Raw genomic sequence first — 21,544 nt, forward strand, 5'->3', positions numbered from 1 at the left:
ATCCTCTTCTATGAAATAATATTCTGAATATCTATTATACTAGATAGATAGTCAAATGTAGAGGGGGTATTCATATTGACAAATGAGTTAAGATCCGCTAATCTTTAATCGTAATGATTACTATTTATAACGTAGGTGTGATGAATGAATATGAAAAAGTTTACTTTTCCTATGGTATCTGTTGTTATTGGAAGTGTACTTACCGGTTGCCAGGAAGAAGGTTCAGGTGACAATGATGCCTCTGGCTCTGAGCCTTTAATGATTCATACGACCGTGTTTGCATTGGAAGATTTCGCGTCGAAAATCGGAGGTGAATATGTAGAAGCGGAAAGTATTTATCCGCCGAATACGGATGCCCATACTTTTGAACCGACAGCAAATGAACTTATCGAACTTGCCGAAGGGGATGCTTTTATGTATTCCGGGGTTGGAATGGAGGGCTTTGCTGAACAAGCCGAAGGCATTCTTGCTGATGAAGATGTTCTTGTCGAACCTGTGGGTCAGGATATAGATTTAATCGGAGGTACGCATGACCACGATGATGATCACGAACACGATCACGAACACGATCACGAACACGATCATGAACACGATCATGAACACGGAGATGGTGACCCCCATATTTTCCTAGATCCGATTCGAAGTATTGAGCTTGCTGAAAGTATTAAAGAAACACTCGTAGAACTTCAGCCTGAACATGAAGAATATTTCACAGAAAACTTCAAATCACTTCAGGATGATTTAGAAGAATTGGACCAGGAGTTACAACTGACGTTTGACGAAGCCGATCATAACGAAATGATTGTATCCCATGCCGCTTATGGTTATTGGGAGGACCGTTACGGTTTAGAACAACTTAGCGTTTTGGGTCTTTCCTCCAATGAAGAACCATCGCAATCAGAGCTCGTGGAAATCGTGGAATTGGCTGATGAAAACAACCTGGAATATGTCGTCTTTGAAAATAATGTAAGCAGTACGACAACAGAAGTGATCCAAGAGGAGATCGGTGCAGAAGGTCTCGTTTTGAGGAACATGGAATCGGTCTCTGAAAAAGATATGGAAAACGATGAAGACTACTTCAGTATGATGAGGATGAACATTGAAACACTGGAAACAGCATTAAATGAATAGCTGCAGGTGAGACTGCTGGAGGACAAAAAGATCCGAGTCGTTCGAGAAGACGCAACTGTTGCGAGCATCCTGCTTGCACCACGACAGCATTCACTTCTCACGAAGATACGTGAGGCGCGCAGGAGCAAGTCGACGAAGAGATACAGCCGCTATTTTTCCCGGACTTTACAAGATAACTTGATCAATAAAATTAGGACGTCGTTCTTTGTTTGGAATGGCGTCTTTTCGTTTATAGTAAAAAGAGAAGAAAGGAAGGTTAATAAATGCCAAATCGTTTAATTGATGAAAAATCACCGTATTTATTAGAACATGCACATAATCCTGTAGATTGGTATCCTTGGGGTGAAGAAGCGTTTGACAGAGCTAAAAAGGAAAATAAGCCCGTTTTTTTATCCATAGGGTACAGCTCTTGCCATTGGTGCCACGTCATGGCCAATGAGTCATTTGAAGATGAAGAAGTGGCAGCACTTTTGAATCAAGATTATATTTCGATCAAAGTGGATCGTGAAGAGCGCCCCGATATTGATTCCATTTATATGGATGCCTGTCAGGCGATGAATGGGCACGGTGGCTGGCCATTAACCGCTTTTCTTACCCCGGATCAGGCGCCGTTCTATGTAGGCACGTATTTTCCGAAGAAAAGCCGCTATCAAATTCCGGGGATGCTCGATGCCTTGCCTCAAATCGCAGAGCAATTCCATAATAATCAGGATAAAATTGCTGATGTGGCCAGTCGTGTGCAACAGGCACTTTCTCAAGGATTCAGCGAAGATCAGGAAGAAATTGGCAAACATACGCTTGAACAAGGATTTGCTCAACTAGAGGAACAATTTGATGAAGTGGATGGCGGACTTAAAGGGGAGCCGAAATTCCCGATGCCGCAACAAATTCTGTATCTCTTAAGGTATGCTTCCTGGGCCGGTAATTCTGGTGCGTTGGAGATGGCCACAAAGACGTTAAGACAGATGCGCAAGGGGGGCATTTACGATCATGTTGGCGGTGGTTTCGCCCGCTATTCGGTTGATGAGCGTTGGCTCGTCCCTCACTTTGAAAAAATGCTCTATGACAACAGCCTGTTGGCACTTGCCTACACCGAAGCCTATCAGCTTACGGGTGATTCGCTTTACAAAAGAACGACAGAAGAAATCTTAAATTACTTAATGCGCGGGATGCGTGATGAGAGCGGCGGCTTTCATTCCGCTGAAGATGCCGATTCTGAAGGCGTAGAAGGGAAATTTTACGTCTGGACGAAGTCAGAGGTTGAAGAGGTTCTCGGGAGAGAAGCAGCGTTGTTTTGCGAAGCTTATAATATTAGTGAAGCGGGCAATTTCGAAGGCAAAAGCATTCCTAATCAATTGGAAGTCGATCAGGAAAAAGTGGCTGCAAAGCACAGCTTGTCGCAAGAAATGCTTGAAAAACGATTGCAAGAATGCCGTGCCCAGTTATTTGCGGCACGTGAGCGGCGAATGCATCCGCACAAAGATGATAAAATATTGATGAGCTGGAATGGATACGCGATTGCGGCATTTGCAAAAGCAGGAGCCGCTTTACAAATGCCTGCTTACACAGCGGCTGCAGAGAAAGCCTTTCATTTTCTGGAGTCTAATTTAATCGTTGATGGCCGGTTAATGGTCCGCTATCGCGATGGGGAAGTGAAAGAAAAGGGTTTTATCGATGATTACGCCAATTTCCTTTGGGCAAGCCTGGAGCTCTATCACGCCACTTACGAAGCCTCCTATTTAGAAAAGGCAAGGAGGATCGCCCAGGATCTAAAACGGCTTTTTGAAACTGATCAAGGTGGTTTTTATTTTACCGGAACAGACGCAGAAACGTTACTGACGCGCCCGTCATCATGGTCAGACGGTGCCTCGCCATCCGGAAATTCTGTCGCTAGTATCCAGCTTTTGCGGTTAGCGGAGATTGTGGCTGATCAATCGTTGTTCGATGATGTCCATAATCTTTTGCGTACAGCAAGCTGGCGGTTGGAGCATTATCCTATTGGTCATTTGCATTTACTGCAGGCGCTTCTTATGCAAGAATGGCGGGGAAAAACGTTAGTGATTGTAAAGGGAAATGATCATACGTTAGATGAAGATGATGTGGTAAAGCATGTAAGGACAACTTTTATACCGCATATTCAGCCGCTGGTCGTAAAAGAAAGCGATGAGTATATACCAACCTTCGCGAAAGATTTTACATCATTGGATGGCAAGACGACATATTATCTGTGTGAAAACTTCGCATGCCAGCGCCCAACGACGGATGCCGAACAGGTTATTAACAGCCTTTGACAACAAAGGTAAAACACTTGATAATATCCGTGTTCATGTGAGAATATAAAAATAACGCAATCATCATGATAGAGGTGAATCATGGATAAACAAGAAAGGTATAAACAAAAACGACGTCGATTGTTTATGCGTACGGCTATATTACTTACACTCACCGTTGCGGTCGGATATGTGTTTTATACGAATTTCATTGAAGCAGAAGCCAGTGTCGTCTCGGAAGGAAGCCAAGCTCCGAATTTCACGTTAATGAATATGGATGGAGAAAGAGTGGAGCTTGAAGATTACGAAGGTCAAGGAGTATTCCTTAATTTTTGGGGTACTTATTGCCCGCCGTGCGAAGAAGAAATGCCGTATATGGAAGAACAGTATCAGGAATATGCGGATGAGGATGTGGAAATTCTGGCCGTTAATGTCGGTGAATCCGAGCTAACCATCGACCGATTTGCTGATCGTCACCAACTTAATTTTCCAATACTTATGGATGAAAATCGTGATGTACTTGATCAGTACGGGGTCGGTGAACTTCCGGCTACCTATTTGATTGATGAAGAAGGAGAAGTCATTCATGTTCGTACAGGTGGGATGAGTCATCAACATGTAAAAGATTTTATGGGAATGATTGACCCGGCTGCTTCCTAATGAAGCAGTCTCTCTTTTGTATAGGCAGCATTCACCCGAAGGAGATATACTTTATGAAGATGACAAATTCACGTCTACTTCTGGCCGTGTGGCAAAGCTTTGGCTTCATGATTTTGCTCGGCCTCGTTTTAATGATTGTTTTTCGTTGGGGAGAAGTTTTTTCTTTTTTAAGCAGTCTTTTTGCACTTGAATCATTTGGTATTGATGTGTTGATTGGACTCGCAAGCGGTGGAGTCATGGCGCTCATCGTCACATTAATTGTGAAAATGACAAATATGGAACTTCCTGAAAACGAAATGACCCGACTTCTGAAAAAAATTACTCACATCCGCGGTGGCATTGTTACCATCGCGCTTGGGGCAGCAGTGGCAGAGGAATTTCTTTTCAGGGGTGCACTTGTGGGGCTGTTCATTCATGATTGGAATACAGCAATTGTACTCGTTCTCAATGCTGTGATCTTTACTGTCTTGCATATTCCTCAGTACAAGGGAAAAACGTTGATGCACGTGATTGTCTTCGTCATGGGACTCTGGCTTGCGTTCTTATTTTTACTCAGTTACACCCTTTGGGCACCCATTGCCGCTCACGCGCTCTACAATGCTATTCTTGGTCTGCAATTACGTAATCAACTAGAGGATGAATTAGAATCAGAGGCAGTTTCTGATGAATAAATGTATCGAAGTGAGTGGTCATTTGTACCAAAAAATGACCACTTATTTTTTTGCAGAAAGTATAAATCACTTTCTTATCTGCATAAGTGCAATTAAGGCTTTCGCCATAAAAGCTTGGCGAAAAGCCAAGTTTTCTAACATCCTGTCGTGCAAAGGTACGATTCACTTTCTATTTGAATGGCAGTGTGGGAAATGTGAAAATCTTCTTTTAGCATTTGTGTAGCATTCTTCAATAACTGATCACGATTGATCCCGTCCTCCACAACGAGGTGACAGCTTAATGACGGGAAGTCTGAAGTGATGGACCACAAGTGTAAGTCATGTACGGACTTAACATGCTGCAGCGCTTTTAGTTGTGTTTCTACATGTTGCAAGGAAATCAAAGGTGGTTTTCCTTCCATCAGCACATGGACCGAATCTTTGGTAATACGAAACCCGGTGGTTAAAATGATGAGTGATACCATCATGCTTACGATTGGATCAGCGAGGGTCCAATTAAATAAAAGAATCAAAAGCGCAGCAATCAGAACCCCAATGGTACTAAGGATATCCCCGAGGACATGCAAAAAGGCCCCTCTCAGATTCAAGTTCTCTTTGACATCTCCGCCACGCATTAGAATCCAAGCGATGAGTAAGTTGATCATAAGAGCAATACCTGCAACTAACAATACACCCGCTCCGGCAACGTCCGGCGGCGCAAAAAAACGTTGAATCGCTTGCCCAATGACAAATATCGAAATTCCAATCAGCAGTACCCCGTTGGTAAGGGCCGCAAGGATCTCAAAGCGCTTGTAGCCAAACGTCTTGCTCCTGCTTGAGCCACGTTCGCCGATTTTAAAAGCGAGAAGTGCCAGGCCGATCGCAAAAAAATCACTTAGCATATGTGTAGCATCAGCAAGAAGTGCCAGACTATTGGTGACAAGAGCGCCAATAACCTCAGCAAGTACGAGGGTGAAAATCAATAAGAGAGCAAGGAGAAGGGCTTTCTTATTGTTTGTATGCACATGGTGATGACCATGATGAGAATGGGTCACTGAAATCCCTCCTTATTCGTGCAAGGCATGTTTAATGGTTTGTTCGAGAACATCAAGGACGTGCTGATCCTCTGGTGAATAATAAATCGTGGTTCCGTCCCTTCTAGACTTAACAAGGCGAAGATTTTTTAAAAATCGCAGTTGGTGAGAGACCGTTGATTGACCTAGCGATAAACGCTCGACAATCGTACTTACCGAGCATTCTCCTTTCGATAGCAAGTGTAGAATTTGAATTCTTGTAGGATCAGATAGAGCCTTAAAGGTTTGCGAGACGAGAAATAACGTCTCTTCATCGAGATTAGACATTGGAAAACTCCTCTATATATGATCATATAATCATATTTTAACATTTACATGAAAAGGAAAAAAGAGAAGATTAAAGGGCTGCCCCAAAATCCCATTTTCGCTGAGTTCTTCGCTGCAGCGCCGAATCATCGTGTTGTACGCTGAATCCCCTGTTGTTTACTGAGTATGGAATTTAGAGCTGAAATATGGGGCCAGACCGCCGAAAAGGGGATGAGAAGCGCTGAATGAATCATGGATGAATATGGAAAATTGGGTGCGCGGAATAATATGAGGGGAACCGGTCATTGTGAAGTTGTGCTTTGCAAAAATATCCGTTGCGATTGTTTTCATCACAACGGATGTAAGGACTTGCGGTACAGCTGCTTTTTCTACCCTTATAAATAGTTTCTTATATCAAGCATTTTTCCGTTTGTAGCGTCTGGGTCTTCCAATAATCGCAACATGGCCTTGGCAGTAACATCAGGATCCACGAGGTCTCCCTTTTCTTTATAAGCACGAAATGTGTCTACATGCTTGAAAGAAGCTTTCGAAGTTTCACGAATCGTTGTTTGCATGCTTGTATCGACGATCCCTGGCGCGACGGATAGAAAACGGGCGGGTTGTTCGGTATCGTTTTGTTCAAGGGCAGCGGTTTTTGTAAACATATCAAGTCCTGCTTTTCCTGTGCAGTACGCACTCCAACCTTCCGTTGGCTTTCTTCCGGCTCCTGAACTAATATTTAAAACGGTCCGCTCTGCCGAAAATGATTCACTTTGTTTGAGAAATTCTCTCGTCGCGATCATTGGGGCACTGATGTTTACAGTTATGCTTTTTGCGATTTCGTGTGGATCATTTTCATCAGCCGTTCCAACAGGAGAGACAATTCCGGCGTTATTTACCAATGTGATAGATGTACAGTTTTGTTCTTCAATGTTTGTGAAAATCGTCTCAAACGTTTGAATAAGTGCATCGACATTGCTAACGTCCACTTGGTAAGTATACAGTTGATCATCTTCTGCGATTTCTGTACGTGCAAGGGCATGCACAGTTGAACCTTCCTCGAGAAAAGCATCCCGCATGGCAGCCCCTAAACCTTTGGAGGCACCTGTAATAATGATATGTTCCATTTTTTCATCACTCCTTATTTTGTATGGCTATTTGCTGGTTGCTGATCCTTACAATGATGATCCATGCTAGGCATCCGGCAAGAAACAGAGTGAATTCGGATATACTCGTCATTAATGCATCGTTTCGCAACATCTGCACGGTCGCCCCTTCTTCAGTAAAAAAACCACGGGAAGCAGCGATTAACATGGAGAAAAGAAACAACAACCACCAGATGACGATGGTTCCTTTGTTCGATTTTCTGTTCAGTGCATTTGCCTGTGCTTTGGTCAACTGCAGGGTTGAAACCAAGGGAAGAAAGAAATTCACAAACGGAATTAAGTAAAAAGAAACCGCCCACCCTGGGGTATAGATGCTTCCTTCAAGCTGCAAAGCGTATGCATTTTCATGTATACGATAGATCCAGATTAAGAAAAACACAGCAGTTGCTAATAAGAAAATGATGCGGGGAAGGATAATCACAAGGCTCAAAAACCCGAGCGTTTCTACCGTGTCACTGCGTAATTCGCCGGGAGTTGTTTCTGGCGGATACTCCGCAAGGACGAACCATTCATATAAACTGGAGATCGAAAAGGCAAGCGCAAACAATGTAGCAAAAGCTAATGGAATCAACAAGCGACGTTTTCTAGAGGTTGGATCCTGATATCTCGTTGTTACGCTGGCCATAAATATCTGACACCTTTTCTAAGTAATCCATACTATGTAAAATATATCAAAATCAGATCTAAAATGCGAAGGTCACATGTATGATTGATAGAATCAACAGGAAGAGGGTGCCCCATAATTGGCAGAAGAAAACCCGGCTACGAACCGGGTTAAAGAATATCTGTGCGGCATAGGGAAATAGGCGTTTGAAGAAAAAGAGGGTTCCTCTAACGCTTCCTCCCCGTTGCTTGTCTTTTCGAGTCTAGTGGGTGTACGAAAGACGGTCGGTGATTTTTGTATGGCATTGGCATTCGCAATAAAAGATCGGAAAGTGCTTTCGCATTGAAGGGTAAAAACGGCCACAAGTAAGGCGTATTCAAGATTTTTGTTTTCACAAGCATTAAGAAGATGATAAGGCCAATGATCAAAAAGCCGTATAAGGAGAAGAAACCGACAGAAAGAACTAGGGCAATTCGAATCAGAACATTACATAACCCTAGTTCATAACTAGGTGTTGCGTATCCGGCCATGGCACTGACGGCTGCATACATCACGACTTCATTCGTAAAAACACCTGTTTCAACGCCAATCTCTCCGATCAGAATGGCAGCAACAAGTCCAAGGGCTGTTGCCAACGCATCTGGTGTATGAATCGCGGCCATTCTCAGGACTTGTAACCCAAATTCAGCGATAAGAATTTGCCAAAATATAGGTATGTTAAAATCTTCTTCCACGCCGATGAACCCCCACACGTCTGGTCCTAACGCTTCATTGTCAGCGATTAGAAACCATACGGGAAGAAGGAAAATGGAGACAAAAACGGCTAAGAAACGAACCCACCGCAGGAAAAAGCCGACGATCGGCTCTTGCCGGTATTCCTCTGCATGCTGCAAATGATGAAAGTAGGTCGTAGGGACAATCATCGCAACATTTGAGCCATCGACTAAAATTAAAACATGCCCTTCCATGAGGTGTACGGCTGCTGTATCGGGACGCTCTGTGTATCGTACTTGAGGGAACGGTACCAAACTTTTTTTGATCAGGAATTCTTCGATGGTCTTTTCTGCCATTGGCACCCCGTCAATATCAATGGCGTTAATTTTCTTTTTTAAACGGCGCATGAGTTCTGGGTCAGCAACATTATCAATGTAGCTGATGACAACGTCTGTTTTCGAGCGGCGACCCACTTGCATAGGTTCCATAATTAAAGCGGGGTCACGTACTCGGCGTCGGATGAGACCGCTATTAAAGACAAGGGTTTCTACAAAGCCATCTTTGGAGCCGCGGGCAACGCGCTCCATATCGGGTTCCTGGGGTTCTCGTACGGGGTATTCCCGAACATCCATAAGTATAGCTTCGCTGCATCCTTCTACGATAAGAGCAGCTTGACCGGAAAGGATTTGCGTTATTAATTCTTCCAGTACATCTTCCCGTTCTAATTCAATGATGGGGATCATGCTTTGTTCCAGTCGTGTAAGGGGGTCTTTTGAAAGTGCTCCCTCTTCAAGTTTGGACAGATTTTCAATGATTTGCGTCACTACTAAATCATTTGCGAACGCATCGAGGGCATAAAGGGACATCGCCTTGCCCCCGAAATGATATTCTTGTTCAACAATATCAAAATTTTTATCTACACGGAGTTGTTTCTGTAGTAAGGAGACATTACTTTCATAGTCACTGCCGAGTTTTTTTGCACGTTTTCTCATAATAACCCTCCTTTCGATCTTTATTGTTTGCACATTGAACACTTACATACGTAAGATAAAGAAAGGATTACGGATTTCAAAAGAATGGTTGACAGTATATTTTTCCCTCTGTATAGTCAAAAACGTACCGTGATCGTGCTGATCTATATAATCTCGTTAGGTGAGGCTCCTGTATGGAGACATGCTGCTGCCCAAAAATGTCCAAAGACGCCAATGGGTGAACAGAAATCATCGAGCTAAGGTGATTTTTAATGCAGCTGGCAACGTCCTATGCCATGCAGTGCTAAAGCTCTACGACGGAGGCGCAAACCTAAGCAAATCGATAGGCTTTGCTTTCTTGCATCAACCGCCTTCCGTTGTTATAAGGCGGTTTTTATGATTGGTAAAGAAATTGAAAGAGGAGGTGAGGGGCGCTTGGTTCCCTGTTCGAGTACCAATGATTCTACAGTCAACATCAACATAGTCTGGCCGCCCCTCACTGTATATGGGGGACGGCTGGCAGGGAGGGATAAGCGTGGTTAAGTTAAATGAAGAAACTCGTGCTGCCTACAGCCAGTATCTATTAGATTTACTCCAGGATGGAGAAGATACGGTCTTTCGTTCAAAGTTCCTTGATCTTCATCCCGTAGATCAAGTGGAAGTTGTTCACCAAATGAAAGAAGAGGACCGCACGCGGTTTTATGCGATTATGACGTCTGCGGAACTTGCAGATATATTCGAGGAACTTGAGCTCGAAGAACAAAAGGATATGGCCCTTGAATGGGAAAATGGAAATATGAGTGATGTCTTTCATCATATGAATGCCGACGATGTTGCGGATTTTCTCGGAGAATTGGAAGAAGAAGAGCGAGAAAACATTTTAACCGGTATGGAAGATGAAGATGCTGAGGATGTAAAAGAATTACTCGCGTATGAAGAGGAAACAGCCGGCGCGATCATGACAAAGGAGCTCATCCACCTTCATGAAGCTGAAAAAGTCGGCGATGTCTTAGGGCGGCTGCGTGAGGAAGCGCCTGATGCTGAAATGATTTATTATTTATATGTCGTCGATGAAAGTGAAAAATTAACCGGTGTTGTTTCCTTACGTGATCTTATGGTTGCCTCCCTGGACGAGAAGGTGGGAGATGTGATGAGCCGACGCGTTGTTTCTGTTCATGTCAATGATGACCAGGAAAACGTGGCGCAGCTTATTCAAAAATATGATTTCCTTGCTGCCCCCGTTGTTTCGGCGCATAATCAGCTTTTGGGAATTGTCACCGTCGATGATGTCATTGATGTGTTTGAGGAAGAAGCAACCGAAGACCTCGCTGAGTTTTCAACAACAAGGGGGGCAACCGACGCGAACATTTCAGCGTTTCAGGCTGCAAGGAAACGTACACCCTGGATCATTTTACTCATGTTTTTTGGGATGATTACAGCTGGGATTATTGGTCAGTTTGAAGAAACGCTGGAGCAGGTCGTACTGCTTTCTGCTTTTATTCCGATGTTGATGGGTTCTGCTGGAAATGTCGGTACTCAGTCTTTGGCTGTTGTTGTCCGAGGCTTGGCGCTTGGCAATTTCGAAAGAAAAGGTCTCTTCCGTGCTCTGGTCCGGGAATTTGGGACAGGACTCATGATTGGCATTGCCTGTGCGCTGGCTTTATTAGCGATGATTCCCCTATTTTATGATGGCAATCTCTTTTTGGGATTCATTGTTGGGTTTTCGATTTTTATATCGCTTGGGATCGCAGCTGTGATCGGATCGATTGTTCCGTTAATTATTAACCAGCTGAATTTGGACCCTGCCATTGCTTCTGGTCCTTTTATAACGACGTTTATTGATGTCGTTTCGATCACCATTTATTTCTCCATCGCAACGATGCTGTTGCAGTTTTTATAGTCTTATAAAGGATGTGAATCCGGGGTTTTTCGGATTCTAGAGCTGTCGTATTCCCTCGGCGGCTCCTCTTTTTTGAATACACGAAAGTCCAGCATCTCCACAATGAAGAAATGGAGGCGCTGGACTTATGTGTGTAAATCAAGTGATCGGTATAGATAGGTAAGAAGGGTAGTGATCGCCATGCAAAATTGTATCAGCGATCGTCTTCCCGCCCGTCGTTGTCCGAGAGGTGGTTCCGTTATTTTGGTTAACATCGAAGCGGGGGGCATTGCTCCCGGCTATCGTTAGACGGAGCGCATGCCCTTTTTCAAATCGGTAACTTGTATCATTAAGGACGGTGTCCACACGTTGTGGAACCCTTGATGCATGGGACTTCCGGCGTATAAAAGTGTCAACGACGTTATAGACACTTCCGTCAGGAGCAACATCACTTACCTGAAAAAACAAGTCGATCAGAGGGGAGTGGGGCTTGACCCATACACTTGCCTGAACTCTACCATGTACGTCACAAGGGTCAGGCAATGGTTGACTTGTAAAAACTAGAGCGTCCCTTCGATCTTGTAGATCACCTTGTTGAAGTATTCCTGCCATGTGCCCGGCCATTAATAAGTTCCCGCCCCGCGTGGGAAACGGGTCTTCTGGATTTCTTAGAAGCTGTTCGGAGCGGTTCGTTTCTGGTTTCTTTTTTTCAAGTGTTCCGTTGCCACTTCGAGAATTGGCACCCATGTGACTGCTAAGGTAGTAGCGCTCTGTGCAAACGTTTTTCGGTGGCCAACTTCTTCTCGCCTCCCAGCTATTATGGCCCATGTGATAAAAATGAATCGGTTTTTCGGTATTTAATCGTTGCCCTTTTAGCCAGTGATCAAACCATCTGATATGAAGCTCAGTAAGATCTTCAAGTTGCTCTATTCCGAGCGTGTCATTTTCAAAAAAGACTTCGCCCACCTGGCCATTTAGCGCTGAATGAGTCCAAGGACCAATCCAAAGCATTTGCTCTCCTCCATATCGTTCATAAGCCTCTAAAGTTTGCTTAAGAAGAGAATCGAACCATCCCCCGACAAAAAGACCTGGAATTTCAATATTTCCTAATTTCTCTTGAACATTTATCCATTGCAACGTTTCTTTAGGCACTTGACTTTTCACAAATTCAAAGTAGAAAGAATGCACGTCAGTATCTCTAAGGGGTTTCCATTTCGTCAAAGGTTGATCATGTAGCCATGCTGGTAATTCCTTGATGTAAGCATGGGCAAGTTTAAGCTTTGTGTTACGGTTTTCACGTCTCAATTGATCGGGGAGTATTGATTCCAGGGCCCAGGTGGCAATGCTCCCCTGATCAAATGGAGTATAAGGGTCTTGAATCATATTGGTCCATGGATCAGCGATCGCCATGACAGGAGCAATTGCGTAGAGCGATGGAGGGTCTTCTACCGCTGCTGCTAATTGGGTATAGCCGTGATAAGACATCCCAAACATGCCTACTTTACCATTAGAATAGGGGAGTGCGGCCGCCCATTCTACAGCGTCATAACCGTCCTTCCTTTCATGTACAAAAGGATAAAAGGTTCCATCAGATGCAAAGCGGCCCCGCACATCTTGAAGTATAACCACATATCCTGCAGATACCATTCGCTCTACATCCAGATAACCATTGTAGTAATGAGGATTTGTTTTGTCGTAAGGGAGACGAAGGAGAAGGACCGGGTAACATTGATGATCATTAGGCCGGTAAGCATCAGCCCTTAAAATGACTCCATCTGAACACTTACATTCTACATTTCGTTCGACCTGGATCAAGATAACGTCCTCCAATTTATTGCGAAGCAGCACTAGCTTTATTCGCAGGGTTTAAGCGACGCTCGATCATCCCCATAATGAGATCGGCAATAATCGCCATAAGTGCAGTTGGTACCGCACCGGCCAAAATGATAGCAGTCCCATCGGTGGCATTTGTTCCACGGACAATGATGGCGCCAAGCCCACCTGCACCGACAAATGTACCGATGGCAACGATTCCGATGCCAACAACAAGTGCGGTACGAATGCCAGCCATGATTACACTAACCGCGAGGGGAAGTTCTACCTTTCGCAGCAGCTGAAAGCGCGTCATACCGGAAGCATGGGCGGCTTCAATGACCGTTTGGTCGACGCTTTTCATTCCCACATACGTATTTTGGATGATGGGAAGAAGGGAGTAGAAAAATAGGGTTGTGATAACCGTCGTTGTTCCAAGCCCTAAAGTAACCATTAGGAGCGCCATGAAACCTAGGGCTGGAATCGTTTGAATGATACTTCCGAAAGAAAGGACCCATTTACTAAGTCTCCCGTATCGTGAAATCAAGATTCCGATTGGAATGGCAACTATAGAGGCAAATAAAACTCCATAGGCAGCCATCAGAAAGTGTCGATAAAACTCTTCCCAGATATAATAGCCGTTCTGGGTTACATAGGTTACCAACTGTTCCCCAACCCCCATTACTCATTCACCTCCTGATCGGTTTCAAAATAGTTGTTTTCTTCCAGAAATTGTTCCGCAATTTGAGATGGATTCTTGAGATCAACATCTCCTTGATAGTTCATGTCCTGCATATCCTCTGTAGTCACAGTATCCGCAAGACGGTCGAGGATTTCCTCAAGTTCCGGATGATCTTCTATAACCTCATTTTGGATGACAGGGGATGCATCATAAGGCGGGAAGAAATCATCCTCCAGAACTTTAAGGTCATAGGCGGCAATTCTTCCATCCGAAGAGTACCCCAGTACGGCATCCATGTTGCCGCTAGCAGCTGCTTCGTATACGAGCCCAATCGCCATTGGATAAACATTGCCAAACGCGAAGTGGGTTTCAACGAAAGCATTGTAACCATCACCTTCTCGGTTTACCCAAGCGTTATCCACACCAAAGTTCATGCTATCGGCGAAAGGTTCGAGATCTTCAACATGTTCAATGCCTTCTTCTTCTGCAAATTCTTCCCTGACAGAAACCGTATAACTGTTTTCGAATCCATAAGAATCTCCCCATGTTTGGTTGAATTGCTTATCGAATTCTTTCTGTACGATATCCATAGCTTGATCCGGATCTGTAATACCATCCATATCGAGAACCCCGGCAATATCTGTTCCAGTATAACGGGTGGATGTAATATCGACTTCATCTTGCACCATAGCCTGGTGCTGGACAATCGAAGATCCTAGGTTCGTTATCAGTTCGGTTTCTAAGTCGGTATAATGCTCAATCATTCCTGCAATCGTATATCCCCATACTTCGGATTCGACAGTGTCGAGCGTTCCGATTCGAATCGTGCTATCAGGCGGACCACCAAGGCCAGGCAGTGCACAGCCTGAAAGAATGAGCGTTGGTGCTAGTGCTAAAGCGGTTAATCGTTTTTTCATTCTGTTCACCTCCATCAGGTTGCATCTCTTAGGGCAGATGGTGTTAGCCTTTTTTCCAAAATCGTGAGCAGCCAGTTTGTCAGTAATGCTAAAATCGTTGCTGGTATCGTTCCAAGCACAATGAGTTCTGGTTGATAAAGATTTAGACCGTCGAAGATGAGATCTCCAAGTCCGCCGCCGCCAATAAATGCAGCAAGCGTTGCCCAGCCGATCAAGTAGACGGTGGCAAATCGAATCCCAGCCATAATGACAGGCAGTGCCATTGGAAGTTCGATTTTTCGAATGGTTTCCATATTGCTCATCCCCATACCTTTCCCTGCCTCTAAAATATTGGAATCGACTTCTTTGACACCGGTATACGTGTTACGCAAAATCGGAAGAACTGAATAGACAAAGAGGGCGATGATGGCAGGTGTCATCCCCACTCCTAATATAGGCATGAAAAACGCGAGAATGGCCAGGCTGGGGATGGTTTGTAAAATGCCAACGAAGGAAATGAGCCGATCAGCCATATTTGGAATACGGGTAAGCAGAATCCCAGCGGGTACAGCGACGATGACGCCAAGCAATATCGCTGCAAATGAAATATACATATGCTCACCCGTTTTGGTGAGTAATTCCCAACCATAGGAAGAAAAAATATCTACAATCGTATCCATCGGTATGTTACCTCCTTATTCAGGTGTAGCGATAGCAGCTTCCATGCCGTCGCCCCAGATTGTGTCGTACACCATATCGGCTAGTGTTGCACGTGTGACGATTCCTGCAAGATGATAGGATTCGTCGACGACGGAAACGTATGATTTCCCTCGACGCAGCATCTTGTGCATCGTATCGCGGAGCAGGCTGTCTTTTTGCACGGCATACTCCTCTGTGTCCATGACTTCATGGACGTAAGTGTATTTGCGGTAATTGGAATCGACCATTTCGATGTCAATGAATCCTTGAAGTTTTTGCTCTTGATCGATCACGAGCAAGGAATCCACACGCATTTCTCGCATTTTCTGAATGGCCTCTTTCAATGTGCTTTCCATATTGATGGTCACCGGATTGGGATTCATAATCTGTTCGACAGTCGTTACCTCAGGACGGCTTTGTAACAGGCGGTCTTTTCCGATGAAATCCTCTACGAACTCGTTTATAGGGTTACGGAGCATTTCCTCCGGAGTACTGGCTTGTACAATTTCTCCTCCGTTCATGAGGACGATCTTGTCCGCCAGCTTGATGGCTTCATCCATATCATGGGTAACGAAAATAATGGTTTTATCCATTTCTTTTTGCAGCTTTTTAAACTCTTCTTGAAGAGAATCACGCGTAATCGGATCCAGTGCTCCGAAAGGTTCATCCATCAAGATTAATGGTGGATCTGCTGCAAGTGCCCGCAGTACACCAATCCGTTGCTGCTGCCCCCCGCTCAATTCGTGTGGGTAGCGGTTAAGGTAATCCTCTGGAAGGTTGACAAGTTTGATCAATTCTTTTGCTCGCTTTTCTTTTTTCTCCTTACTCCATTTGAGGAGGGAACCTACCAAGACAATGTTTTCACCGACGGTCATATGAGGGATAAGCCCAATTTGTTGGATGACATACCCAATCGAACGGCGTAGCTGCACCGGATCTTGCTGGGTGACGTCTTTTCCATCGACGATGATTGAACCTTCAGTCGTATCGATCAACCGGTTAATCATCTTCATAGTCGTTGTTTTGCCACAGCCACTCGGCCCGATAAATACCACAAAATCCCCTTTGTTAATAGTTAGATTGAGATTATTAACAGCAGGTTTCACCCCGCTTCCAAACCGTTTCGTCACATTTTTAAACTCTAGCAATGAAAGCACCTCCGTAATTGATCGCTAGTGCGTGTTAGTAACTAGTTCAGTATAGGTAATGACTCCATCGGAACAAAAGGAGCAATAAATGTATTCGCGGCGTAAAATCTATGCAATTTAAACTTTATAATATTTACGAATGGGTGTATCTTACAATTTCAAGCTTTTGCTCTTTGTAAGAGCCCGATGTGTTTTTTTTAATGAGAGAAAAGGCATGTTAAAGTAACAGGCAGTTGTTAAAAAAGAGGGGAGTTTGCTTGTGCAATCCATGTCCAATGAAAAGATGTTAGAAGAAATCAAGCAGGCAGAAGATCAGATTGCAGAACGTATCGCTGATAACATGGATACATTTGGTGTTTCGTCAACGGTAGGACGCTTGCTGGGGATTATCTATATGAATCGCACAGCAATGACGCTCGACGAACTTGCTGATCATACAGGAATGAGCAAGACACGGATGAGTCAGGTGATGCGTCAGATGATGGCCCTTAATATTGCTGAAAAGGAATTTATAAAGGGGAGTCGGAAAGAACATTATACAGTCGAAGACGATTATACGCAGACGTTTATTTCTCTTTTTACAACAAGCTGGAAAGAGGTTGTCAGTAAAAACATGACACTGGAGCGGCGTCTGCGAGATCGCATTACGAAGCTTGAGCAGGCACAGGGAGATGAAGCAGCTCCAGAAGTAAAGGATAGGATTAGGGCGTTAAAGCAAGAACTTGATGATTGGGCAGCGTATTATAACTGGATTCACCGGTTGGTTGCCTTTTTTGAGAGTGGCGAGATTTTCGATGTCGTTCCGGTTAAAGAGCCGGGGTCAGAAGATAATCAAAAAGGAGGAACTTCTCATGGCTAAGAAAACGATTATTACAGCTGCCGTTACAGGTGCAGGAGAGACAACGGAGAAAAGTCCACATGTTCCGGTGACACCGAAGGAAATTGCAGACGCTGCCATCGAATCTGCAAAAGCCGGGGCAGCCATTGCTCATATTCACGTGCGTGATCCAGAAACAGGTAATATGAGTCATGATCCAAAACTATTCCAGGAAGTCGTGGAGCGTATTCGTGAGTCCAATACGGATGTGGTTATTAATATAACAGCAGGTGGCGGCGGGGACTTCGTTCCTGATCTCGACAACCCCACCCAAGGAGGACCAGGAACGGATATTCAGACCCCAAAAGAGCGGCATGAACCTGTGGGACAGCTGCTCCCGGAAATATGTACCCTCGACTGCGGCAGTCTGAATTTTGGGGATCAAGTGTATCTTGGGCCGGAAGGCTGGTTGCGCGAGCATGCTGCCCTCATTCAGGAAAGTGGTGTCAAGCCGGAGCTGGAGATTTTTGACACAGGCCAGATCCGTTTAGCCAATCAGCTCTATCATGATGGGCTGATCGATGGAGATCCGATGTACCAATTCTGCTTAGGTATTCCTTGGGGAGCAGCCGCAGATGCTGAAACGATCACCTATATGCGGGACCGTATCGTCGAAGGTGCCAGTTGGTCAGCCTTTGGCATCGGACGTATGCAATTGCCGATGGTTGCTCAGGCCGCCCTCCTTGGTGGAAATGTACGTGTAGGATTGGAAGATAATTTATATCTTGAAAAAGGAGTATTAGGTTCAAACGCGCAATTGGTGGATAAGGCTGTTGGTATTCTTGAGGGCGTAAGCGTCGAGCCTATGACACCCCAGGAAGCTCGTGAAGCCTTGAACCTTCGGAAGTTCGAAAACTAGGAAGAGGTGCTTTATGACACAAAAAACAATGGCTGTTGTGGGGACCGGCGTCATCGGAAACGGTTGGATCGCCCGTTTTATCGCCAACGGGCACAACGTCCTCGCTTTTGATCCCGCAGCCGGAGCCGAGGAGAAGACACGGGAGTTTTTCGATGAGGTTTGGCCAACGCTTGCCACATATGGCATCAAAGATCAGGCTTCCATCGAAAACTTGACATTTACAAACACGCTGGAAGAAGCGGTGAAGCACGCCGATCTCATTCAAGAAAATGTCCCTGAACGGGAAGATGTAAAGCAAAACGTCCTCGCCCAGGTGGACGAATTAGCCCCTGCTTCTGCGATTATCGCCTCCAGTACATCGGGATATAAGCCTTCAGTGCTGCAAAGCGCTTGCAAGCAGCACCCGGAACGGGTGATTGTGGCCCATCCGTTTAACCCTGTCTATCTTATCCCCCTCGTGGAGCTGGCAGGTGGAGAGGCAACGGATCGCTCGGTGATAGAAAAAGCTCGTGGCATTTATGATGGGCTTCACATGAAACCGCTCGTCATGGCTGGTGAAATTGACGGCCATATCGGCGATCGCTTAATGGAAGCCATATGGCGGGAGAGTCTTCACATTGTCAATGATGGTGTTGCAACAACAGAAGAAGTGGATAAGGCCATTGTGTATGGCCCTGGCCTTCGCTGGGCGCTCATGGGACCGTTCATGACGCTTCATCTTGCTGGGGGGAATCAGGGTATGGCCCATATGTTGGAGCAGTTCGGGCCTGCGCTTAAACTTCCGTGGACCCGGCTGGTTGCGCCTGAGCTAACCGAAGCGTTAAGCCAAAAAGTGATTGAGGGCACAAGGGCTCAAAGTGGGGATTGTAGTGTTCAGGAGATGGAGCATCGGAGAGATCGTTTCTTGATCAAACTCATGCAGTTACTGGAAGATGAAGGATTCTGGCCTTCGGAAAGGTTGGTGCGTCATGACAGCTAAAGAGGTTTGGCACGGTGAAGTCCGTTCCGAATGGGTCGATTATAACGGTCATATGAATGATGCTGCCTATGCTCAAGTGTTTAGCGCAGCTCTGGATGCCCTCATGGAACACATCGGTCTCGATGAGACCGGTAGATCGGGAGAAGACTATACCATTTTTACGTTAGAAGCGCATTTGAAGTATTTGGCAGAGGCTCACGTTGGCCAAAAGCTTCGGGTATTTGTCACACTTCTTGACGTTGATGCCAAACGTATGCATCTTTGGTTCGTGATGAACAATGACCAAGGCGATGCGATCGCCACAAGCGAGCAAATGGCGATGGGGATGGATCAGCATTCGGGTCGACCTGCGCCATTTCCGGAAAAGGTGAACGAGTTGGTATCGAAGCTGCCATTGCTTGATCAAGAACACTGGCCAGAAGCGGCTAATCAGCCGATGGGCATTCGTCGGAAAAAATGATAGGGATGCAAAAGTCTAGCGAATCAATCAACGCTAGACTTTTTAAATCTTGCGGAGGTCATCAGCATTCACCGAATAGATTGACTTTTTCGGCAAATGCGCTAAAATTGAAGGACTTTCATTTTATAAATGACAGGATAAAAGGTGTGATTTCTATGAAGTATGCATTTGCCAAGCGCGTTCGTCACTTACAATCATCGGCTGTTCGTGACATTTTAAAAGTAGTGAATCAGGGGGATGTCATCTCATTTGCGGGAGGGCTTCCAGACGATGAACTTTTTCCCGTGGAAGCTATTGAAGAAGCCTTCTCACGGGCACTTTCCAAAGGAAAGAAAGCAATGCAGTATGATGAAACGGAAGGGTATTACCCACTTCGTGAAGTTGTCATTGAACGGATGGGAAAGAAAAACATTACGGATTATACGCCGAATCATGTATTAATGACAACAGGGTCTCAGCAGGCGATCGACTTATTTTCACGAGTGATGATTGGTCCGGGAGATGTGATTTTTACTGAAGAACCAACGTATCTTGCTGCCTTGCAAGTGTTTCAATCGTATGAAGCAAAGATTGTCCCGGTGCGCTGTGATGCAAACGGGATGGATATGGATGATTTATTGGAAAAGATCAAAATGTTCAATCCGAAAATTATCTATGTCGTACCGACGTTTTCGAATCCAGCCGGTCGTGTTTGGTCGCTTGAACGCCGTAAACAACTTGTAAGTCTCGCCCATAAACATAACGTGATTGTCTTTGAGGATGATCCATATGGAGATATTCAATTTACAGATAAAGGATACACACCGATTGCAGCGCTTGATAACGGTTCCCACGTCGTTTACACGAGTACATTTTCGAAAACAGCCGTACCTGCCTTACGCACCGGCTGGATCGTCGGGCCATACCAAGTGATTCGCATGATGTCACAAGCCAAGCAGGCCAACGACTTACATTCTAATTCACTGGCCCATCAAGCGCTATACGAACTCTGCCAACATTTTGATCTGGATCGTCATATTAACAGGATAAGCCGCTTGTACGGTCATCGCAAAGATGTGATGGTGAACGAACTAAGGCGGGCGAACATAAATGAAATGGATTTCGTAGAACCAGAAGGCGGCATGTTTCTATGGCTTGAGGTAGATCCGCGGATCAATACGGAAGCGCTCCTGCAAGAAGCGGTTGCTCGGGGCATTGCTTACGTACCCGGCGCCCCTTTTTATGCAGAAACACCTAAATACAATACCCTTCGTTTAAACTTCACCTATGCTACCGATGATCAAATTAAATTTGGCATGAAACAGTTAGCGGATCTATTTTCTGAAGTAGAAGATCAGGAACTAACCGCCCCATGATCTCTAGGGTCCCGTAGATGAATCATTCAGCCATCCAAAAACCGATGATCAATGTAAAAACAGTTCCAATAATCGTCGCCAGTCCATAGGTGAATGCCGTGCGCTTTAAACCTTTTTCCAAGAGTTCGAACAACTCTAGGGAAAAAGTGGAAAAGTCGTAAAGGCTCCACAAAAGCCAACTCCGAAAAAGTAGTAGAGGGAGGGCTGCTCCCAGCCCTCCACATATCGCTAAAAGAAGGATTTGGATCATCTTCGCTGCTTCCTTATGAAGATCTGACGACCGTTGATGGTTCCGAGCAAACACCCAGCTAAAGATCCGAGCATATCAAAAAAGGTATTCAGGATGGTTCCCTCTCGTAGTAACCCATGGTTGTTTCAGCACAAGCCGCCAA

Annotated in this window: 21 protein-coding genes and 1 riboswitch; of the genes, 10 read left to right on the forward strand and 11 right to left on the reverse strand. The window is 45.0% G+C overall.

Annotation, left to right across the window (positions count from 1 at the left end):
- Positions 1 to 144 precede the first annotated feature (144 nt).
- The 4 genes from HNR44_RS01715 (at position 145) to HNR44_RS01730 (ending at position 4,732) form a co-directional block, all read left to right on the forward strand.
- Positions 145 to 1,131 carry a metal ABC transporter solute-binding protein, Zn/Mn family gene (locus HNR44_RS01715; protein WP_246406913.1) on the forward strand — a complete coding sequence of 329 codons (987 nt, stop codon included), beginning with the start codon at positions 145 to 147 and terminating at the stop codon, positions 1,129 to 1,131.
- Between the two features lie 263 nt (positions 1,132 to 1,394).
- The gene (locus tag HNR44_RS01720) at positions 1,395 to 3,422 is read left to right on the forward strand and encodes a thioredoxin domain-containing protein (protein ID WP_184402400.1); all 2,028 of its coding nucleotides are present in this window, start codon (positions 1,395 to 1,397) and stop codon (positions 3,420 to 3,422) included.
- Positions 3,423 to 3,503: 81 nt separating this feature from the next.
- Positions 3,504 to 4,061: a thiol-disulfide oxidoreductase ResA gene (gene resA, locus HNR44_RS01725; RefSeq protein ID WP_184402401.1), complete on the forward strand. Its 558-nt coding sequence runs from the start codon at positions 3,504 to 3,506 to the stop codon at positions 4,059 to 4,061.
- Positions 4,062 to 4,114: 53 nt separating this feature from the next.
- Positions 4,115 to 4,732 (forward strand): CPBP family intramembrane glutamic endopeptidase, encoded by a 618-nt coding sequence (locus tag HNR44_RS01730; RefSeq protein WP_184402402.1) that lies wholly within the window; start codon positions 4,115 to 4,117, stop codon positions 4,730 to 4,732.
- 134 nt (positions 4,733 to 4,866) lie between these two features.
- Here HNR44_RS01730 and HNR44_RS01735 read toward each other — a convergent pair whose 3' ends face one another.
- From HNR44_RS01735 to HNR44_RS01755, 5 genes are all read right to left on the reverse strand, one after another.
- Complete coding sequence (locus tag HNR44_RS01735; protein ID WP_343069325.1) at positions 4,867 to 5,766, reverse strand: cation diffusion facilitator family transporter; 900 nt, start codon at positions 5,764 to 5,766, stop codon at positions 4,867 to 4,869.
- A gap of 12 nt (positions 5,767 to 5,778) precedes the next feature.
- Complete coding sequence (locus HNR44_RS01740; RefSeq protein WP_184402403.1) at positions 5,779 to 6,072, reverse strand: ArsR/SmtB family transcription factor; 294 nt, start codon at positions 6,070 to 6,072, stop codon at positions 5,779 to 5,781.
- A 374-nt stretch (positions 6,073 to 6,446) separates the two neighbouring features.
- A complete protein-coding gene (locus tag HNR44_RS01745) occupies positions 6,447 to 7,178 on the reverse strand; it encodes a (S)-benzoin forming benzil reductase (protein ID WP_184402404.1) in 732 nt (243 codons plus the stop codon).
- A 7-nt stretch (positions 7,179 to 7,185) separates the two neighbouring features.
- Complete coding sequence (locus HNR44_RS01750; protein ID WP_184402405.1) at positions 7,186 to 7,842, reverse strand: DUF4328 domain-containing protein; 657 nt, start codon at positions 7,840 to 7,842, stop codon at positions 7,186 to 7,188.
- A 206-nt stretch (positions 7,843 to 8,048) separates the two neighbouring features.
- Entirely contained in the window at positions 8,049 to 9,527 is a 1,479-nt protein-coding gene (locus HNR44_RS01755) for a spore germination protein (protein ID WP_184402406.1), read from the reverse strand.
- 145 nt (positions 9,528 to 9,672) lie between these two features.
- Positions 9,673 to 9,836, forward strand: a riboswitch (M-box (ykoK) riboswitch).
- 205 nt (positions 9,837 to 10,041) lie between these two features.
- On the opposite strand from HNR44_RS01755, the gene mgtE reads away from it, so the two are divergent.
- On the forward strand, positions 10,042 to 11,406 hold the full coding sequence (gene mgtE / locus HNR44_RS01760; RefSeq protein ID WP_184402407.1) for a magnesium transporter: 1,365 nt from the start codon (positions 10,042 to 10,044) through the stop codon (positions 11,404 to 11,406).
- A 138-nt stretch (positions 11,407 to 11,544) separates the two neighbouring features.
- Here mgtE and HNR44_RS01765 read toward each other — a convergent pair whose 3' ends face one another.
- Genes HNR44_RS01765 through HNR44_RS01785 form a run of 5 tightly spaced genes read right to left on the reverse strand, consistent with a single transcriptional unit; the run spans position 11,545 to position 16,622 of the window.
- Entirely contained in the window at positions 11,545 to 13,200 is a 1,656-nt protein-coding gene (locus HNR44_RS01765; RefSeq protein WP_246406916.1) for a CocE/NonD family hydrolase, read from the reverse strand.
- Positions 13,201 to 13,216: 16 nt separating this feature from the next.
- Positions 13,217 to 13,879, reverse strand: a complete 663-nt coding sequence (locus tag HNR44_RS01770) for an ABC transporter permease (RefSeq protein ID WP_184402408.1) — start codon at positions 13,877 to 13,879, stop codon at positions 13,217 to 13,219.
- Positions 13,879 to 14,796, reverse strand: a complete 918-nt coding sequence (locus HNR44_RS01775) for an osmoprotectant ABC transporter substrate-binding protein (protein WP_184402409.1) — start codon at positions 14,794 to 14,796, stop codon at positions 13,879 to 13,881. The genes HNR44_RS01770 and HNR44_RS01775 overlap by 1 nt, the downstream gene beginning before the upstream one ends.
- Before the next feature lie 14 nt (positions 14,797 to 14,810).
- Positions 14,811 to 15,455, reverse strand: coding sequence for an ABC transporter permease (locus HNR44_RS01780; protein ID WP_184402410.1), 645 nt, complete (start codon positions 15,453 to 15,455; stop codon positions 14,811 to 14,813).
- A 15-nt stretch (positions 15,456 to 15,470) separates the two neighbouring features.
- The gene (locus HNR44_RS01785) at positions 15,471 to 16,622 is read right to left on the reverse strand and encodes a betaine/proline/choline family ABC transporter ATP-binding protein (RefSeq protein ID WP_184402411.1); all 1,152 of its coding nucleotides are present in this window, start codon (positions 16,620 to 16,622) and stop codon (positions 15,471 to 15,473) included.
- Positions 16,623 to 16,890: 268 nt separating this feature from the next.
- On the opposite strand from HNR44_RS01785, the gene HNR44_RS01790 reads away from it, so the two are divergent.
- From HNR44_RS01790 to HNR44_RS01810, 5 genes are all read left to right on the forward strand, one after another.
- On the forward strand, positions 16,891 to 17,481 hold the full coding sequence (locus tag HNR44_RS01790) for a GbsR/MarR family transcriptional regulator (protein WP_246407067.1): 591 nt from the start codon (positions 16,891 to 16,893) through the stop codon (positions 17,479 to 17,481).
- Positions 17,474 to 18,358: a beta-keto acid cleavage family enzyme gene (locus tag HNR44_RS01795; RefSeq protein ID WP_184402412.1), complete on the forward strand. Its 885-nt coding sequence runs from the start codon at positions 17,474 to 17,476 to the stop codon at positions 18,356 to 18,358. The genes HNR44_RS01790 and HNR44_RS01795 overlap by 8 nt, the downstream gene beginning before the upstream one ends.
- 13 nt (positions 18,359 to 18,371) lie before the next feature.
- Positions 18,372 to 19,337 carry a 3-hydroxyacyl-CoA dehydrogenase NAD-binding domain-containing protein gene (locus HNR44_RS01800; RefSeq protein ID WP_184402413.1) on the forward strand — a complete coding sequence of 322 codons (966 nt, stop codon included), beginning with the start codon at positions 18,372 to 18,374 and terminating at the stop codon, positions 19,335 to 19,337.
- Complete coding sequence (locus HNR44_RS01805; RefSeq protein WP_184402414.1) at positions 19,327 to 19,797, forward strand: thioesterase family protein; 471 nt, start codon at positions 19,327 to 19,329, stop codon at positions 19,795 to 19,797. The genes HNR44_RS01800 and HNR44_RS01805 overlap by 11 nt, the downstream gene beginning before the upstream one ends.
- A 155-nt stretch (positions 19,798 to 19,952) precedes the next feature.
- A complete protein-coding gene (locus HNR44_RS01810) occupies positions 19,953 to 21,152 on the forward strand; it encodes an aminotransferase-like domain-containing protein (RefSeq protein WP_184402415.1) in 1,200 nt (399 codons plus the stop codon).
- Positions 21,153 to 21,174: 22 nt separating this feature from the next.
- On the opposite strand, the gene HNR44_RS01815 is transcribed toward HNR44_RS01810, so the two are convergent.
- Positions 21,175 to 21,402 carry a hypothetical protein gene (locus tag HNR44_RS01815; RefSeq protein WP_184402416.1) on the reverse strand — a complete coding sequence of 76 codons (228 nt, stop codon included), beginning with the start codon at positions 21,400 to 21,402 and terminating at the stop codon, positions 21,175 to 21,177.
- Between the last annotated feature and the right edge of the window lie 142 nt (positions 21,403 to 21,544).

Source organism: Geomicrobium halophilum (assembly GCF_014207655.1).
Classification (GTDB): domain Bacteria; phylum Bacillota; class Bacilli; order Bacillales; family Marinococcaceae; genus Geomicrobium; species Geomicrobium halophilum.

Bases quoted from the DNA above. Each gene is read 5' to 3' on its own strand.
- HNR44_RS01775 (WP_184402409.1), bottom strand. From the start codon at position 14,796: ATGAAAAAACGATTAACCGCTTTAGCACTAGCACCAACGCTCATTCTT.
- HNR44_RS01740 (WP_184402403.1), bottom strand. From the start codon at position 6,072: ATGTCTAATCTCGATGAAGAGACGTTATTTCTCGTCTCGCAAACCTTT.
- HNR44_RS01790 (WP_246407067.1), top strand. From the start codon at position 16,891: ATGTCCAATGAAAAGATGTTAGAAGAAATCAAGCAGGCAGAAGATCAG.
- HNR44_RS01750 (WP_184402405.1), bottom strand. From the start codon at position 7,842: ATGGCCAGCGTAACAACGAGATATCAGGATCCAACCTCTAGAAAACGT.
- HNR44_RS01770 (WP_184402408.1), bottom strand. From the start codon at position 13,879: ATGGGGGTTGGGGAACAGTTGGTAACCTATGTAACCCAGAACGGCTAT.
- HNR44_RS01715 (WP_246406913.1), top strand. From the start codon at position 145: ATGAATATGAAAAAGTTTACTTTTCCTATGGTATCTGTTGTTATTGGA.
- HNR44_RS01810 (WP_184402415.1), top strand. From the start codon at position 19,953: ATGAAGTATGCATTTGCCAAGCGCGTTCGTCACTTACAATCATCGGCT.
- HNR44_RS01720 (WP_184402400.1), top strand. From the start codon at position 1,395: ATGCCAAATCGTTTAATTGATGAAAAATCACCGTATTTATTAGAACAT.
- HNR44_RS01800 (WP_184402413.1), top strand. From the start codon at position 18,372: ATGACACAAAAAACAATGGCTGTTGTGGGGACCGGCGTCATCGGAAAC.
- HNR44_RS01815 (WP_184402416.1), bottom strand. From the start codon at position 21,402: ATGATCCAAATCCTTCTTTTAGCGATATGTGGAGGGCTGGGAGCAGCC.
- resA (WP_184402401.1), top strand. From the start codon at position 3,504: ATGGATAAACAAGAAAGGTATAAACAAAAACGACGTCGATTGTTTATG.
- HNR44_RS01795 (WP_184402412.1), top strand. From the start codon at position 17,474: ATGGCTAAGAAAACGATTATTACAGCTGCCGTTACAGGTGCAGGAGAG.
- HNR44_RS01745 (WP_184402404.1), bottom strand. From the start codon at position 7,178: ATGGAACATATCATTATTACAGGTGCCTCCAAAGGTTTAGGGGCTGCC.
- HNR44_RS01780 (WP_184402410.1), bottom strand. From the start codon at position 15,455: ATGGATACGATTGTAGATATTTTTTCTTCCTATGGTTGGGAATTACTC.
- HNR44_RS01730 (WP_184402402.1), top strand. From the start codon at position 4,115: ATGAAGATGACAAATTCACGTCTACTTCTGGCCGTGTGGCAAAGCTTT.
- HNR44_RS01805 (WP_184402414.1), top strand. From the start codon at position 19,327: ATGACAGCTAAAGAGGTTTGGCACGGTGAAGTCCGTTCCGAATGGGTC.
- HNR44_RS01755 (WP_184402406.1), bottom strand. From the start codon at position 9,527: ATGAGAAAACGTGCAAAAAAACTCGGCAGTGACTATGAAAGTAATGTC.